Genomic DNA, 15,093 nt, shown 5'->3' on the forward strand with positions numbered 1-15,093 from the left:
CTCCTTAGCGACCCGGAGTCCAGTCCGGTGTCGTTAACGCCGTCAGTACATGGTCACGCCACTGCCCATCAATGAGCAGGTAATTTTTGGCATAGCCCTCTTTTTCAAAACCGAGACGCGCCAGTAAACCGCCGCTACGCTGATTATGCGGCATGTAGTTGGCCATAATGCGATGGATATGCTGCGTGCGCTGCATATAACGAATCGCCGAGGTCAACGCTTCGAACATCAGCCCCTGGCCCTGCCATTTCTCGCCAATCGAGTAGCCGAGGTAACAGGCATGAAATGACCCGCGAACCACATTGGAAAAATTCGCCACGCCGATGATCTCTTTCTCTTCCGGATCGAGCAGCGCAAAATAGAAGGCTGTCCCCTGCTTGTGAAACTCAGAGATCATCGACAAGCGCGCCTGCCAGCCAGAGGGGTAGCAGTGGCTATCATCGCGCACTGGTTCCCAGGGTTTTAAGAACCCTTTATTCTCCGCGTAATAATCGGCCAGACGCCAGGCGTCACGATCGTATACCAGCCGCACTACCAGCCTGTCCGTCGTCAAACGTACCTTCGGCACGTTACTGCGATAGCCAAACATTCCCTTCTCCTGTTCCCCTGACTGATTACCCTGCTCCCTTCACTATACCTGTCCTGAACGGTTGTGTGAAAACAGCAACATACCATTTTCTGCACCATCTCCCCTTTTCGATGAATAGACTCTATCGATCTTGCATTTTGATAAAAAAATATTGTCACAGGGATGCTGGGAAAGTCTGCCGCTTCCCCGCACACTATCCGGGCAACTCTTTATTTTCCCTGGAGGGGAAATGTCCCGCGTATCGCAGGCAAGGAACCTGGGTAAATATTTCCTGTTAGTCGACAATATGCTGGTCGTGCTCGGCTTTTTTGTCGTCTTTCCACTCATTTCTATTCGTTTTGTCGATCAAATGGGCTGGGCCGCGTTGATGGTCGGCATTGCCCTCGGTTTGCGCCAGCTGGTTCAGCAGGGATTAGGTATTTTTGGCGGTGCGGTCGCCGATCGCTTTGGCGCCAAACCGATGATTGTCACCGGCATGCTGATGCGCGCGGCCGGCTTTGCAGCGATGGCCGTCGCCCATGAACCATGGGTGCTGTGGCTCTCCTGTATTCTCTCCGGGCTAGGCGGCACGTTGTTCGATCCACCACGTGCGGCGCTGGTCGTCAAGCTGGTGCGCCCGCATCAGCGCGGCCGGTTTTTCTCCATCCTGATGATGCAGGACAGCGCCGGGGCTGTAATCGGTGCCCTGCTCGGCAGTTGGCTATTGCAATACGATTTCCGCCTGGTGTGTAGCGTGGGTGCCGCGATGTTTATTGCCTGCGCAGCGTTCAACGCCTGGTATCTCCCGGCATGGAAACTATCGACGGTCAAAACGCCGGTACGCGAAGGCTTAGGTCGGGTGCTGCGCGATAAGCGCTTTGTGACCTACGTTCTGACCCTCACCGGGTATTACATGCTGGCCGTCCAGGTGATGCTGATGCTGCCGATTATGGTCAATGATATCGCCGGCTCGCCCACTGCCGTGAAGTGGATGTATGCCATTGAAGCAGCAATATCGCTGACCCTGCTCTATCCCATCGCCCGCTGGAGTGAACAGCGTTTTCGTCTGGAGCACCGGCTGATGGCCGGATTGCTGGTGATGACCGCCGCCATGTTGCCGATTGGCCTGACCAGCAATTTACAGCAGCTGTTTACCCTGATTTGCCTGTTCTATATTGGCTCTATCATCGCTGAGCCGGCTCGTGAGACCCTCGGCGCATCGCTGGCTGACGCCCGCGCACGCGGTAGCTATATGGGATTTAGTCGGCTGGGACTGGCCTTCGGCGGCGCCTTTGGTTACGCCGGCGGCGGCTGGCTGTTCGATTCCGGGAAAGCGCTGAATCAACCGGAACTACCGTGGTTGATGCTGGGGATTATCGGCTTTATTACCTTTATTGCCTTGTGGTGGCAGTTCAGCCAGAAACGTTCCACCTCCGGTATGCTCGAGCCCCGAACCTGACCGGCATTCAGGCTGAAGCGCATTTTCAGCCTTTTCCGCTATTCCCTTCGGTACTGGCAGGCCATGCTGCTTTATGTCAGGATAAGCGCATGGCACGACCGTTAAGGAACCCAATGAAAAAGATGTTTATCGTGGCCGCACTCATGGTTAGCGGCCTTCTGAGCGGCTGTAATCAGCTTACGCAGTACTCGGTGAGCGAGCAGGAAATTAACCAGGCGCTGCAGAAACGTAACCACTTCGCCAAGGATATCGGCCTGCCCGGCGTGGCGGATGCACACATTGAACTACACAATCTGACCAGCGCCATCGGCCGTGAAGAACCCAATAAAATCACCCTGAGCGGTATCGCCAATCTGGATCTGAACTCATTGTTTGGCAACCAGAAGGCCACCATTGACCTGAAATTGAAAGCGCTACCGGTCTTTAATAAAGAGAAAGGGGCTATCTTCCTGCAGGAAATGGAAGTGGTTGATGCCAAAGTAACGCCCGACAAGCTGCAGTCCGTCGTGCAGACGCTGATCCCTTATCTGAATCAATCGCTGCGCAGCTATTTTAACCAGCAACCGGCCTACGTTCTGCGTGAAGACGCCAGCACCGGCGAAGCCCTGGCGAAAAAATACGCCAAAGGCATAGAAGTGAAGCCCGGGGAAATTATCATCCCGTTCACCAATTAATATCCAGGGCGCATTGGCGCCCGTTTTTTTACAGAAATTGATGCAAAGGGAAACGTTTACGCTTATCCTTAGTGCCCGGCAAAAACAGCCCTGATGACTGACCCTATTAGCCGGAGCTCTCCATGACAGCACAATCCCAGGTATTGAAAATCCGCCGCCCTGACGACTGGCATATCCATCTGCGTGACGACGATATGCTGAAGACCGTCGTGCCTTACACCAGTGAGTTTTATGGCCGGGCGATCGTGATGCCGAATCTGGTGCCGCCTGTCACCACCGTCGAGGCCGCCATCAGCTATCGCCAGCGCATCCTCGATGCCGTACCGGCCGGGCATGATTTCACGCCCCTGATGACCTGCTACCTCACCGATACGCTCGACCCGGCAGAACTGGAGCGCGGCTTCCACGCAGGCGTGTTCACCGCAGCCAAGCTTTACCCGGCCAATGCCACCACCAACTCCAGCCACGGCGTCACCAGCATCGATGCAATTATGCCGGTGCTTGAGCGCATGGAAAAACTGGGCATGCCGCTGCTGGTTCACGGCGAAGTGACACACGCAGAGATCGATATCTTCGATCGCGAAGCGCGCTTTATCGAAACGGTGATGGAACCGCTGCGCCAGCGCTTACCGGGTCTTAAAGTGGTGTTTGAACACATCACCACCAAGGACGCCGCCGAGTACGTTCGGGATGGCAATGACCTGTTGGCCGCCACCATTACTCCACAGCACCTGATGTTTAACCGTAATCACATGCTGGTTGGCGGCGTGCGTCCGCATCTATACTGCCTGCCCATTCTGAAACGCAATATCCACCAGCAGGCGCTGCGTGAACTGGTCGCCAGCGGCTTTACCCGCGCATTCCTCGGCACGGATTCGGCGCCGCATGCCCGTCATCGTAAAGAAGCCAGCTGTGGCTGTGCCGGTTGCTTCAATGCTCCGACGGCGCTGGGCAGCTACGCGACGGTATTTGAAGAGATGAATGCTCTGCAACACTTTGAGGCATTCTGTTCGCTGAATGGCCCGCGCTTCTACGGGCTGCCGGTCAATGAGACCTTCGTTGAACTGGTACGCGAAGAGAGCACCGTCGTCGAGAGCATCGCGCTTCCGGGCGATACGCTGGTGCCGTTCCTTGCCGGCGAAACCGTACGCTGGACGATGAAAAAATAAAAACGGTGCCCCCTGTTGTAAACGCCAAACACATACTGTATAAATAAACAGTATATTACACAGGGGGCAATCATGCGCATTGAAGTGTCTATCGCCAAAACTACAGCCTTACCCAACGGCGCCTTAGAAGCGCTAAACAATGAACTCTCCCGACGCATTGAACAACAATTCCCGACTAACCCAAGCCAGGTCACCGTACGCTTTGCCGCCAGCAACAATCTGTCTGTGATTGGTGGCCTCAAAGAAGATAAAGACCGGATTAGCGAAATCCTGCAAGAGACCTGGGAAAGCGCCGATGACTGGTTTATCCATGACGTATCCTGACGCCCTTTCGGCAGCCTGAAGACGCGTACGCGATCCACCCGCGTGCTCAGCGCGAGTTAATCTCGTGTTTACCAGAGTTGTCTGAAGCGTGGCAGGTGCAGCAAATAATATTTGCTCCCTCATTGTGCTTTTTTTGCCGGGTCGCCCCGGCTTTTTTTATCCCGCTAAAATTCAGACTTTTCATTCCCCTCATGATTATTTCCTTTAAAAATAACCCTTCACGACACTATATTTGTGCAAAAAAGCGCCAAACAGAGGAGTGTTCGCTCTGTTTGCGTTAATTTCTCGTGTTTATTCTTAACTCCTGATATAATTAACTTGCTTCAAAAAACATGCATTAAACCTCGAGAATTGTTGTCTTTTAACATATGAATAAGGGGTTATGATGGAAAAGAATAATGAAGTCATCCAGACCCATCCCCTCGTCGGATGGGACATCAGCACCGTTGATAGCTACGATGCAATGATGTTGCGCCTGCACTACCAAAACCCCACTCAAGAAAGCAGTAACGAAGCTGAAATTGGCCAGACGCTATGGCTCACCACGGAAGTCGCACGTCAATTTATCTCTATTCTGGAAGCAGGTATTGCCAAGATTGAATCAGGCGAATACCAGGCAAATGAGTACCGCAGGCATTAAAGATCATACCCTAAATAATTCGAGTTGCTTGTAGACGGCAAGGCCGTAAATCCCCAGGAGCTTACTCAGGTAAGTGACTGGGGTAAACGGGTGCAGCCAACACCCAGGCAACTTGAAGTATGACGAGTATGCCGCACGCAATATACACTCACTAAACAGGCACCCGTCGGGTGCCTGATTTATTTTCGTGCTTGTATTCGCACTTGTATAAGTGCAGACGGTTAATTACCCTGCTTATTAAAACAAAAAACCGGAACCTATCATGCAATACGATCTCATCATTATCGGCAGCGGCTCAACGGGTGCTGCCGCTGGCTATTATGCCCGCCAGGCGGGACTTAACGTGCTGATGACCGATGCGCACCAGCCACCACACCAGGAAGGCAGCCATCACGGTAATACGCGCCTTATCCGTCACGCCTACGGCGAAGGTGAAAGATATGTTCCGTTGGTCCTGCGCGCTCAGACATTGTGGGATGAGTTCGCCGCCAGCAGTGGCGAAGCAGTGTTCGAACGCACCGGGGTCATTAACCTGGGTCCGGCAAATTCGACGTTCCTCGCTAACGCCGCCCACAGCGCCAGCACCTTTCAGTTGGAGACAGAAGAACTCGATGCCCAGGCCATTATGGCCCGCTGGCCTGAAATTCGCGTACCGCAAGATTATCGCGGCATTTTCGAACCCGCCTCCGGAGTGTTACGCAGCGAGCTGGCAATCAAAACCTGGATCCGCCTGGCGCGTGAAGCTGGCTGCGCACAGCTGTTCAACTGCCCGGTGACCGCCATCCATCACCATGCAGATGGCGTTTCTATCGAGACCGCTGATGGCACTTACCACGGTAAGAAGCTGCTGGTCAGCGCCGGAACCTGGGTTACGCGCCTGCTACCGGATCTGCCGATCCAGCCGGTACGTAAAATCTTTGCCTGGTTCCAGGCAGATGGACGCTACAGCAGCAAAAACAACTTTCCAGCCTTTACCGGCGAGCTACCGAACGGCGATCAGTTCTATGGTTTCCCGGCCGAAGATAATGAACTGAAAATTGGCAAGCACAACGGCGGCCAGCCGATTGCCGCGCCGGAAGAGCGCACACCGTTTGGCGCAGTGGCCACCGATGGCTCTGAATCGTTTAATTTCCTGCGTAATGTCCTGCCGGGCATTGGTGGCTGCCTGCACGGTGCCTCCTGCACTTACGACAATACGGTAGATGAGGATTTTATCATTGATACCCTGCCCGGCCACCCGGATACCCTGCTGATAAGCGGGCTGAGCGGCCATGGTTTCAAATTTGCGCCGGTGTTGGGTGAGATTGCCACCCAGTTTGCCCGTGGAGAGACGCCGGCCTTTGATCTGACGCCCTTCTCACTGTCACGTTTTTAGTCATACTGCAGGCTTTTCAGGCCGCGCAAACGCGGCCTGAACATCGCCGATAAAAAAACGGCCTCAACAGAGGCCATGGAATTCCGAGAGAGATTATGCGTCGCCTGTATGAATTACTGGTCAACAACGTCCGCGAGCACTTTATGATTTACCTCGCGCTGTGGCTTCTGCTGGCGATCATCGATCTCATCTGGTTATGGTTTTTCTGACAGGTCTGGGTCGGGGATCCCCAGCTTGGTATTCAGACGACCCCGTGATTTATTGAAAATCTTGTTGCCATTCTCCCGCCCGGCGCGCAGCTGACGTTGCTCTTCTTCCGGCAGCTTATGCTCCTCCATGCACGCCTCACTGCAGCAGCCGGCAAATTTTTCGGCACAGCTCGGGCACTGGATAAACAGCAGATGGCAGCCGTCGTTCAGGCAGTTCGTATGGCTGTCGCACGGCGTACCGCACTGGTGGCAGTGGGCAATCACATCATCGGAGATGCGCTCACCCATACGCTCATCAAAGACAAAGTTTTTGCCAATAAAGCGGACCGGCAACCCCTGTTCGCGGGCACGACGTGCATATTCAATGATCCCGCCTTCGATATGCCAGACTTTGCTGAAACCGTTATGCTTCATCCAGGCACTGGCTTTCTCGCAACGAATTCCGCCGGTGCAGTACATCACTATCTTTTTATCTTTATGATCCTGCATCATCTCAACCGCTTTCGGCAGCTGATCGCGGAAGGTATCAGCCGGAATTTCAAGCGCCTGCTCAAAATGGCCGACTTCATACTCGTAGTGGTTACGCATATCGATAAAGACCGCGTCAGGATCGTCCAGCATCGCATTCACTTCCGCTGCTTTCAGATAATCGCCCACGTCTGATGCATCGAATGTCGGATCGTCGATACCATCCGCCACGATTCGGTCACGGACTTTCAACCGCAGTACCCAGAAGGATTTACCGTCGTCGTCCAGGGCAATGTTCATCCGCAGGCCATCCAGCGCCGGGTCGAAGGCGTAGAGAAACTCACGCAAGGCATTTACCTGGCTTTCCGGCACGCTAATTTGGGCGTTGATCCCTTCATGGGCCAGATAGATGCGGCCAAAGACGTTTAATCGGGTAAGGGCAATCCACAGTGCATCGCGCGTCGCTTTCGGATCCACGATGGTGAAATATTTATAAAACGAGATCGTCGTACGCGGTTCGCTCTCGGCTAACATCTGCGCTTTTAACGTCTCATTTGAAATGCGGTTGTGTAACACTGGCATGGTGTACCTGCTCGGCATAGGAAATGAGTAAAATAAACGGCCGGCATCATATAGCAAACAACGTAAATTTACATCCCCTCATTTTGCGCTACATTTCCCTCACGCCCCTGGGTTGTCGTTTAACAATAAATGCCACCTGGGACTGTCGTTTTGGCTGATGCACTAAATAATGCGATAATAGAACGAGTTGCTTACTTGAACAGGTATAAGATGACCCACTTACCTAAATTCTCTGTGGCGTTGCTGCACCCGCGTTACTGGCCACTATGGTCAGGTATTGGTCTGCTGTGGTTGGTTGTCCAACTGCCCTATCCGCTGATTTACCGTCTTGGCACCGCCATTGGCCGCCTGGCACTGCGCTTTATGAAACGTCGCGCTAAAATCGCCTACCGTAATCTGGAACTCTGCTTCCCGGACAAAACAGAAGAAGAACGTCACCAGATGGTGGTGCAAAACTTTGAATCCGTCGGTATGGGATTAATGGAAACCGGGATGGCCTGGTTCTGGCCGGCACACCGCATCGCCCGCTGGACCGACTCTATCGGGGTCGAACATATCAGAGCAGTACAGGCCCAGCATCGCGGGATTCTGCTGATCGGCATCCACTTCCTGACGCTCGAAATGGGGGCCAGGATGTTTGGCATGAACGAACCCGGCATCGGCGTCTACCGTCCGAATGACAACCCGGTCATCGACTGGCTGCAAACCTGGGGACGCCTGCGTTCCAACAAAGACATGATCGACCGTAAAGATCTGAAGGGCATGATCCGTGCGCTGAAGAAAGGTGACGTCATCTGGTATGCCCCCGATCACGACTACGGCCCTGCCGCCAGCGTCTTTGTGCCGTTTTTCGCCGTCGACCAGGCCGCCACCACTTCCGGGACCTGGATGCTGGCGAAAATGTCGAAAGCCTGCATTGTGCCTTTCGTTCCGCGCCGTAAGCCCAATGGCCAGGGCTATGAACTGATTATCCTGCCACCGGAATGCGATCCGCCGTTGGATGATGCTGAAACCACCGCGGCGTGGATGAACCGTATCGTCGAAAAGTGCATTCTGATGGCGCCGGAGCAATATATGTGGCTGCACCGCCGCTTTAAAACTCGTCCACCTGATATGCCTTCACGCTACTAAATTGCTCTCCCTCCGGTAGCATTAGCCTGCCGGAGGAGCCTCCCTTCTCGCGCTTTTAATCACTTGCCTTTATTGCGATGATCATTTCTCAGGCGCATAATTAGCAGGCTCATATTTCCACTTTGTCTGACCTGCCTGGCAGGCCACCGGAAGCCTATGTTGTCTGCAGATACCCCGATTAACTGGAAGCGAAATCTCACTGTTACCTGGTTTGGCTGTTTCTTGACTGGCGCCGCCTTCAGTCTGGTCATGCCCTTTCTCCCGCTCTATGTCGAGCAGCTCGGGGTCACGGGGCATAGTGCCCTGAATATGTGGTCCGGGTTAGTGTTCAGCATTACGTTCTTATTCTCCGCCGTCGCATCCCCCTTCTGGGGCGGACTGGCCGACCGCAAAGGACGTAAAATCATGTTGCTGCGCTCGGCCCTGGGGATGGCCATTGTCATGATGCTAATGGGGCTGGCGCAAAATATCTGGCAGTTTATGGTGCTGCGGGCCTTGCTGGGGCTGCTTGGCGGGTTTATTCCGAATGCCAATGCGCTTATCGCCACCCAAATCCCCCGTCAGAAGAGCGGCTGGGCGCTGGGCACGCTTTCCACCGGGGCAGTCAGTGGCGCCCTGCTCGGCCCACTGGCGGGCGGATTTCTCGCCGATCACTGGGGTTTGCGCATGGTGTTTTTTCTCACCGCCAGCGTACTGCTCATCTGCTTTATCCTGACGCTGCTGCTCATCCGCGAGCAGTTTGTACCGGTGGCGAAAAAAGAGATGCTCAACGCCCGTGCGGTGTTCTCCTCCCTGAAAAACCCAAAGCTGGTCCTCAGCTTGTTTGTGACCACGATGATTATTCAGGTTGCCACCGGGTCAATTGCCCCTATTCTGACGCTCTACGTGCGTGACCTGGCAGGAGATGTTAGCGATATTGCCTTTATCAGCGGCATGATAGCCTCCGTGCCCGGCGTTGCGGCACTGATCAGCGCGCCGCGCCTCGGCAAGCTCGGCGATCGTATCGGCCCGGAAAAAATTCTTATCGTCGCCCTGCTGTTATCCGTGCTGCTGCTGATCCCGATGGCGTTCGTCCAGACGCCGCTACAACTCGGGATCTTGCGCTTTCTGCTGGGAGCCGCCGACGGTGCGCTACTGCCTGCGGTACAGACGCTGCTGGTTTACAACTCCACCAGCCAGATCTCCGGGCGAATCTTCAGTTATAACCAGTCGTTTCGCGATATTGGCAACGTCACCGGCCCGTTGATCGGTGCCTCTGTTTCTGCCAGCTACGGTTTCCGGTCGGTATTCTTAGTAACGGCCGCCGTAGTGCTGTTCAATGCCCTCTATTCCACCTTGAGTTTACGGCGCCCCAACCGCGACAACTCCGCGCCACGTACCGATACCCGCGACGGTTCGGTAAATTAAGTTCAACATAGGGCCTTCCCCTTGACGCATTGCCGACTGCCTTCTATAGATTGAATCGTGTCCATTTTTCATTCTTCTTAGGGGGTTAGCCATGCCAAAGGATTCGATTTTCTACGCCACACTCGAAGAAGCTATCGATGCGGCCCGTGAAGAGTTCCTTGTCAATAATCCGGATAGCGACGAGGAGAGTGCCAACGTTGAGCAACTGAATATTCAGAAGTACGTTCTGCAGGATGGCGATATCGCCTGGCAGGCTGAATTTTTTGCCGACGAAGATGAAGAAGGTGAGTGCCTGCCCATGTTAAGCGGCGAGGCGGCACAGAGCGTGTTTGACGGTGATTATGATGAGATAGAGCTGCGTCAGGAGTGGCTGGAAGAGAATACGCTACATGAATGGGATGAAGGCGAATTCCAGCTGGAACCCTCTCTGGACACTGAAGAGGGTCAGACTGCCGCGGACGAATGGGACGAGCGCTGATCAGTTATACGGGCCGTGGCTGGCATCCAGTGGTAGCAACAGCGTATCGAAGACCAACGAAAATGGCAGGTCGAGAATCGTGATATAGCGCCATGACGAATCACGGACATCCCATTGCACACCGGGATAATACTGATTTCCATGCCCCTGCCCTGGCACCGTACGGCTAATGATGCTGCCGCAGCCGCTGAGCAGCAGCGTCATGGCGACAATCAGTAAAACTCTCATCTCTACCTCAATTCTCAGATAAAAAAATACCGGCACTATTGCCGGTATTTTTCCTTAATAAACGGCTTATTTCGTCTTTAACGCCAGCGGGTTGAGCGTCGTCTGCTGATACGCACTCACCCACGAAGAGTATTTCTCCGGTGCAGCCCACACGCGATAGTGTAAACGAGACAGGGTGACCGGGTCACTCAGCAACACCAGACGGCGATCGCGGTTGAGCTTATCCGGCGTTTCATTCAACGCCTGCTCAACGTGACGCTCACGGGCGATGTCCAGAATATGCCCGTGACGGTGACGTGCCGTTGCCATCGCTGTCGCCAGCGCGTTAAACGATGGGTTAAACACGGCATGCATAAAGCCATCATCCAGCGAACGCTGACGGTTCAGGGTCAGATAAGCGTCAGTATTTTTCAGCACCTGCGGCGGCGAATACTCTTCCGGGATCAGGAACAGCTTCCAGCGTTTGGTGCGCAGGCCCATGGTCGCCCGGCTGGAGATCACCGAGACAAACGGCGACAGGATCAGCGAGAAGACAATCGGTGCCAGCCAGAACAGAAAACGCAGATCCAGCCAGGCCATACCAACCGCCCACACCAGACCCAGCAGCAGCTGAGAACCATGGCGCATAAAGGCCTCACCCCACGGCGTGGAGTCATCATCACGCTGCGGTGAGTTCCAGACCACTTCCCAGCCGAGGAACGCGCTGACCACAAACACGGTGTGGAACAGCATACGCACCGGCGCCAGCAGCACGGAGAACAGTACCTCCAACAGCAGAGAAAGGGTCACGCGGAAAAATCCGCCGTACTCTTTCGAGCCTTTGCACCACACCAGAATAATGCTCAGCAGTTTCGGCAGGAAAAGCAGCACCATCGTGGAGGCAAACAGCGCAATCGCCAGTTCCGGACGCCACTGCGGCCAGACCGGGAACAGCTGACGCGGCTGCAGGAAGTACTGCGGCTCCGTCAACGCATGAACGACCTGCAGCGCGGTAGACAGGGCAAGGAACATAAACCACAGCGGCGCCGACAGATATGACATCACACCGGTCAGGAACACCGCACGGTGAACCGGGTGCATACCTTTCACCAGGAACAGGCGGAAGTTCATCAGGTTGCCGTGACACCAGCGGCGGTCACGCTTGAGTTCGTCCAGCAGGTTTGGCGGCAGCTCCTCGTAGGAACCTGGCAGATCGTAGGCGATCCACACGCCCCAGCCGGCACGACGCATCAGCGCCGCTTCGACGAAGTCATGTGACAGAATCGAACCGGCAAAGGAGCCTTCGCCCGGCAGCGGCGCCAGCGCACAGTGCTCGATAAACGGTTTCACGCGGATAATGGCGTTGTGACCCCAGTAGTGCGATTCTCCCAACTGCCAGAAATGCAGACCTGCGGTAAACAGTGGGCCGTAGACCCGGGTCGCAAACTGCTGGCAACGCGCATACAGGGTGTCCATTCCGGAGGCGCGCGGCGAGGACTGGATGATCCCGGCATTCGGGTTCGCTTCCATCAAACGCACCAACCCGGTCAGACACTCACCGGTCATCACCGAGTCAGCGTCCAGCACCACCATGTAGCTGTACTGGCTGCCCCAGCGGCGGCAGAAGTCATCGATGTTTCCGCTTTTACGCTTCACACGACGGCGGCGGCGGCGGTAGAAAATCTGCCCTTCGCCCTGCACTTCGGCGATCAGTTCCATCCACGCTTTCTGCTCAGCAACACAGATGTCCGGGTTGTAGCTATCGCTGAGGATATAGACGTCAAAATGCTGCTGTTGGCCGGTGGCCTTCACCGATTCCCAGGTCGCACGCAGCCCGGCAAAGACGCGATCGACGTCTTCGTTACAGATCGGCATGATCAGCGCGGTGCGGTGTTCGGGATTCAATGGCTCGTCACCGACGGTAGAAGCGGAAATACTGTATTTATCTCGCCCCATCAGCAGCTGCAGGAAGCCCATCAACGCCGTCCAGAAGCCTGCCGATACCCAGCAAAACAGCACGGCGAAGAGGATCAGAATCCCGGTCTGCAGCATGTATGGCAACAGCTGCATAAAGGAGACCCATAGGTTCTGCCCGACCATATCTGCCGGGTTGATTAACGCCCAGCCCTGATAGGGCAGAATCGTTTTCATGTACCAGGTCGCGACGACGGTCTGCGCCAGCGTCAGCAGCAGCAGTGTGTAGCGACGAATGGTGCCGACGGTACGCCACTTCTGCTCGCTCTCCTGCTCTTCCTTGGTCAGGCGAGAGAGATAGCGCGGGGTTACGTCGCGGCCACGCAGACGATCCCAGAAGCGGCCCACCGGGTTGGTGCGCCACGGGTCCGGGAACATCGAGGAGCGTTTAGCTTTCGGCATTGCCTGTAACTGCGTGCGGCCTTCATCATCTTTTATCAACTGGTCAGCGGCCAGAGAATCTGGCCAGCTGTGTTCCAGACGTGATTTAACGGACCCCAGTGGGGAGTCGTCTTCACGAGCAAAAGTATGATGCTCCGCATCCAGCGCCTGGTGTACCGCCTGCAGGCTGGTATCCGGAAGCGCCGCTTTTTCAGCATCGGACAGCGGCAATGCGTCAATGTACTTCGTTATCTTATTCATTGGCAGGCAGCTGATAGCTCCAGGTTTCGCTCAGCGGCTGGTCAGCATTGACCAGGGCAGCGCGCATTTCCGTGGTTTTCTTCGGATCTTTGACTTTTACGCGCAGGATCATACGCCAGCCCTTAGTCACCGGGTTGTAACGCACGGTATTCTCAACGATCTCCGCGTTATCACCGATGCTCGCCTGCGCCGTTACCGGCGTGTCTGACGGCATTTTTTTCATGTCAGCGCCGGTGAAATCGACGATAAATGCAATGGTGCCATCCGGTTGACGGATCAGGTTTGACTGCTTCACATCGCCTGTGGAACGGCGAGTCTGCATCACGTAGGCGTTATCCGGCGCATGCAGTTTGTCTTCATCGCGACTGAAGGTAATCGAGTATTTGAAGTTCATCTCTTTACCCGGCTCCGGCAGCTGATCCGGCGTCCAGTAGGTCACGATGTTATCGTTGGTTTCATCATTGGTCGGGATTTCAACCAGCTCGATTTTCCCTTTCCCCCAGTCGCCTTTCGGGGTGATCCACGCGCTCGGGCGGAGATCGTAACGATCGTCGAGGTCTTCAAAGCGGGAGAACTGGCGGCCACGTTGCAGCAGACCAAAGCCCTGCGGGTTTTCCATCGCATAGCTGCTGACGGCCAGATGTTTTGGATTGTTCAGCGGACGCCAGATCCACTCACCGTTGCCGGCAAGAATCGACAGACCGTTGGAATCGTGCAGCTCCGGACGGAAGTTAGATGCCGCGGAAGGCTGATTCGGCCCAAACAGGAACATACTGGTCAGCGGTGCCACACCCAGTTTGCCAACCTTGTCGCGCAGATACACCTTGGACTGCACGTCAACCACGGTGTCGCGGCCTGGCATGATCACAAAACGGTAGGCGCCGGTGGCGCGCGGTGAGTCCAGCAGGGCATAAATCGTCAGGCGCTTATCCGTGGCTTTCGGACGTTCAATCCAGAACTCACGGAAACGCGGGAATTCTTCGCCGGAAGGCAGCGCGGTATCGATCGCCAGACCACGAGCGGATAATCCATACACCTGGCCCTGACCGAGAACGCGGAAGTAACTGGCGCCGAGCATGCTGACAATTTCGTCGTTCTTATCTTTGCTGTTGATCGGGTACAGTACTTTGAATCCGGCGAAGCCAAGGTCTTTCACCGTATCTTTATCATGCTGGACGCTGCCAAAATTAAAGTAATCCGGGCTATATTTAATCTTACGCACGCTGTTCACGGTGACTTCATTGATGGTTACCGGCGTGTCGAAGTACATACCCTGATGATAAAACTCAAGCTTGAACGGCGTCTTTTGATTGTTCCAGTAAGCCTTGTCGTGATTAAACTGAATTTGCTGATAGTCCGCGTATTTCATATCGCGGAAAACGGAGGGCAGGTTGCTCTTAGGGGCTTCATAGCCTTTCCCGGCTAACGTTTTGGCCTCTTTTGCAACGTCATCAATGCTAAACGCCCATGCAGATGAAGTACACAGGGACAACATTACGGCTGCGCTTAACCAGCGCATTTTCATCATCTGTGGTTTAAGTTTCATATAAGTAAGCACTTCCCCCTTTGTGTGCTTAAATCGATCCGATCTATTTTAATGGTAATTCAGGCAATCCGACAACATAATCCCTGCTTTGTTCATCTCAGCGGTGCAGGTAACAGACTGTTAACTCCACTTTTGTACTTTGCGTACTTATCCTGGAGACAGATACCCTGAGTTGATGTAGGGTTGCTGGGAATTTAAACGTTATCACCTTGAGTGATAAGACGAATTGTCTGAGAATGT

15 protein-coding genes are annotated in these 15,093 nt (G+C 54.6%); 10 read left to right on the plus strand and 5 right to left on the minus strand.

What is annotated here, in order from left to right; genetic code table 11:
- Positions 1-4: 4 nt before the first annotated feature.
- Positions 5-589, minus strand: coding sequence for a ribosomal protein S5-alanine N-acetyltransferase (gene rimJ, locus ACMYSP_RS03055; RefSeq protein ID WP_123753806.1), 585 nt, complete (start codon positions 587-589; stop codon positions 5-7).
- Positions 590-818: 229 nt separating this feature from the next.
- Between rimJ and mdtH the strand changes: the two genes are divergently transcribed.
- The 7 genes from mdtH to ACMYSP_RS03090 all read left to right on the plus strand — a co-directional run bounded on the left by mdtH (position 819) and on the right by ACMYSP_RS03090 (position 6,418).
- On the plus strand, positions 819-2,027 hold the full coding sequence (gene mdtH / locus ACMYSP_RS03060) for a multidrug efflux MFS transporter MdtH (protein WP_123753805.1): 1,209 nt from the start codon (positions 819-821) through the stop codon (positions 2,025-2,027).
- Between the two features lie 113 nt (positions 2,028-2,140).
- A complete protein-coding gene (locus tag ACMYSP_RS03065) occupies positions 2,141-2,701 on the plus strand; it encodes a lipoprotein (RefSeq protein ID WP_434585494.1) in 561 nt (186 codons plus the stop codon).
- A 122-nt stretch (positions 2,702-2,823) separates the two neighbouring features.
- Positions 2,824-3,870, plus strand: coding sequence for a dihydroorotase (gene pyrC, locus ACMYSP_RS03070; protein ID WP_434585496.1), 1,047 nt, complete (start codon positions 2,824-2,826; stop codon positions 3,868-3,870).
- 72 nt (positions 3,871-3,942) lie between these two features.
- On the plus strand, positions 3,943-4,194 hold the full coding sequence (dinI, locus tag ACMYSP_RS03075) for a DNA damage-inducible protein I (RefSeq protein WP_434585498.1): 252 nt from the start codon (positions 3,943-3,945) through the stop codon (positions 4,192-4,194).
- 385 nt (positions 4,195-4,579) lie between these two features.
- The gene (gene bssS / locus ACMYSP_RS03080; RefSeq protein WP_004860493.1) at positions 4,580-4,834 is read left to right on the plus strand and encodes a biofilm formation regulator BssS; all 255 of its coding nucleotides are present in this window, start codon (positions 4,580-4,582) and stop codon (positions 4,832-4,834) included.
- Between the two features lie 262 nt (positions 4,835-5,096).
- Positions 5,097-6,209 (plus strand): N-methyl-L-tryptophan oxidase, encoded by a 1,113-nt coding sequence (gene solA / locus ACMYSP_RS03085; protein ID WP_434585500.1) that lies wholly within the window; start codon positions 5,097-5,099, stop codon positions 6,207-6,209.
- A gap of 95 nt (positions 6,210-6,304) precedes the next feature.
- Entirely contained in the window at positions 6,305-6,418 is a 114-nt protein-coding gene (locus ACMYSP_RS03090; RefSeq protein WP_123753799.1) for a DUF2770 family protein, read from the plus strand.
- Here ACMYSP_RS03090 and ACMYSP_RS03095 read toward each other — a convergent pair.
- Entirely contained in the window at positions 6,404-7,468 is a 1,065-nt protein-coding gene (locus ACMYSP_RS03095; RefSeq protein WP_123753798.1) for a rhodanese-related sulfurtransferase, read from the minus strand. The two genes, ACMYSP_RS03090 and ACMYSP_RS03095, sit on opposite strands and share 15 nt — an antisense overlap.
- A gap of 210 nt (positions 7,469-7,678) precedes the next feature.
- Between ACMYSP_RS03095 and ACMYSP_RS03100 the strand changes: the two genes are divergently transcribed.
- The 3 genes from ACMYSP_RS03100 to ACMYSP_RS03110 all read left to right on the plus strand — a co-directional run bounded on the left by ACMYSP_RS03100 (position 7,679) and on the right by ACMYSP_RS03110 (position 10,484).
- The gene (locus ACMYSP_RS03100; protein WP_434585501.1) at positions 7,679-8,599 is read left to right on the plus strand and encodes a Kdo(2)-lipid IV(A) acyltransferase; all 921 of its coding nucleotides are present in this window, start codon (positions 7,679-7,681) and stop codon (positions 8,597-8,599) included.
- 156 nt (positions 8,600-8,755) lie between these two features.
- Positions 8,756-10,006 carry a multidrug efflux MFS transporter MdtG gene (mdtG, locus tag ACMYSP_RS03105; RefSeq protein WP_434585503.1) on the plus strand — a complete coding sequence of 417 codons (1,251 nt, stop codon included), beginning with the start codon at positions 8,756-8,758 and terminating at the stop codon, positions 10,004-10,006.
- A 91-nt stretch (positions 10,007-10,097) separates the two neighbouring features.
- Complete coding sequence (locus ACMYSP_RS03110) at positions 10,098-10,484, plus strand: MysB family protein (protein WP_004860482.1); 387 nt, start codon at positions 10,098-10,100, stop codon at positions 10,482-10,484.
- Here ACMYSP_RS03110 and ACMYSP_RS03115 read toward each other — a convergent pair whose 3' ends face one another.
- The 3 genes from ACMYSP_RS03115 to mdoG form a co-directional block, all read right to left on the minus strand.
- Positions 10,485-10,712: a YceK/YidQ family lipoprotein gene (locus ACMYSP_RS03115; RefSeq protein WP_123753795.1), complete on the minus strand. Its 228-nt coding sequence runs from the start codon at positions 10,710-10,712 to the stop codon at positions 10,485-10,487. It lies immediately after the preceding gene.
- 66 nt (positions 10,713-10,778) lie between these two features.
- Complete coding sequence (gene mdoH, locus ACMYSP_RS03120; protein WP_434585504.1) at positions 10,779-13,307, minus strand: glucans biosynthesis glucosyltransferase MdoH; 2,529 nt, start codon at positions 13,305-13,307, stop codon at positions 10,779-10,781.
- Positions 13,300-14,853 carry a glucans biosynthesis protein MdoG gene (gene mdoG / locus ACMYSP_RS03125; protein ID WP_434585506.1) on the minus strand — a complete coding sequence of 518 codons (1,554 nt, stop codon included), beginning with the start codon at positions 14,851-14,853 and terminating at the stop codon, positions 13,300-13,302. The genes mdoH and mdoG overlap by 8 nt, the downstream gene beginning before the upstream one ends.
- Positions 14,854-15,093: the final 240 nt, after the last annotated feature.

The sequence above is a fragment of the Klebsiella sp. R390 genome (assembly GCF_051131745.1).
Taxonomy (GTDB): Bacteria; Pseudomonadota; Gammaproteobacteria; order Enterobacterales; family Enterobacteriaceae; genus Klebsiella.

Coding starts and splice junctions, on each gene's coding strand:
- ACMYSP_RS03110 (WP_004860482.1), top strand. CDS start 10,098: ATGCCAAAGGATTCGATTTTCTACGCCACACTCGAAGAAGCTATCGAT.
- ACMYSP_RS03090 (WP_123753799.1), top strand. CDS start 6,305: ATGCGTCGCCTGTATGAATTACTGGTCAACAACGTCCGCGAGCACTTT.
- bssS (WP_004860493.1), top strand. CDS start 4,580: ATGGAAAAGAATAATGAAGTCATCCAGACCCATCCCCTCGTCGGATGG.
- ACMYSP_RS03065 (WP_434585494.1), top strand. CDS start 2,141: ATGAAAAAGATGTTTATCGTGGCCGCACTCATGGTTAGCGGCCTTCTG.
- mdtG (WP_434585503.1), top strand. CDS start 8,756: ATGTTGTCTGCAGATACCCCGATTAACTGGAAGCGAAATCTCACTGTT.
- mdoG (WP_434585506.1), bottom strand. CDS start 14,853: ATGAAACTTAAACCACAGATGATGAAAATGCGCTGGTTAAGCGCAGCC.
- ACMYSP_RS03115 (WP_123753795.1), bottom strand. CDS start 10,712: ATGAGAGTTTTACTGATTGTCGCCATGACGCTGCTGCTCAGCGGCTGC.
- dinI (WP_434585498.1), top strand. CDS start 3,943: ATGCGCATTGAAGTGTCTATCGCCAAAACTACAGCCTTACCCAACGGC.
- mdtH (WP_123753805.1), top strand. CDS start 819: ATGTCCCGCGTATCGCAGGCAAGGAACCTGGGTAAATATTTCCTGTTA.
- rimJ (WP_123753806.1), bottom strand. CDS start 589: ATGTTTGGCTATCGCAGTAACGTGCCGAAGGTACGTTTGACGACGGAC.
- solA (WP_434585500.1), top strand. CDS start 5,097: ATGCAATACGATCTCATCATTATCGGCAGCGGCTCAACGGGTGCTGCC.
- mdoH (WP_434585504.1), bottom strand. CDS start 13,307: ATGAATAAGATAACGAAGTACATTGACGCATTGCCGCTGTCCGATGCT.
- ACMYSP_RS03095 (WP_123753798.1), bottom strand. CDS start 7,468: ATGCCAGTGTTACACAACCGCATTTCAAATGAGACGTTAAAAGCGCAG.
- pyrC (WP_434585496.1), top strand. CDS start 2,824: ATGACAGCACAATCCCAGGTATTGAAAATCCGCCGCCCTGACGACTGG.
- ACMYSP_RS03100 (WP_434585501.1), top strand. CDS start 7,679: ATGACCCACTTACCTAAATTCTCTGTGGCGTTGCTGCACCCGCGTTAC.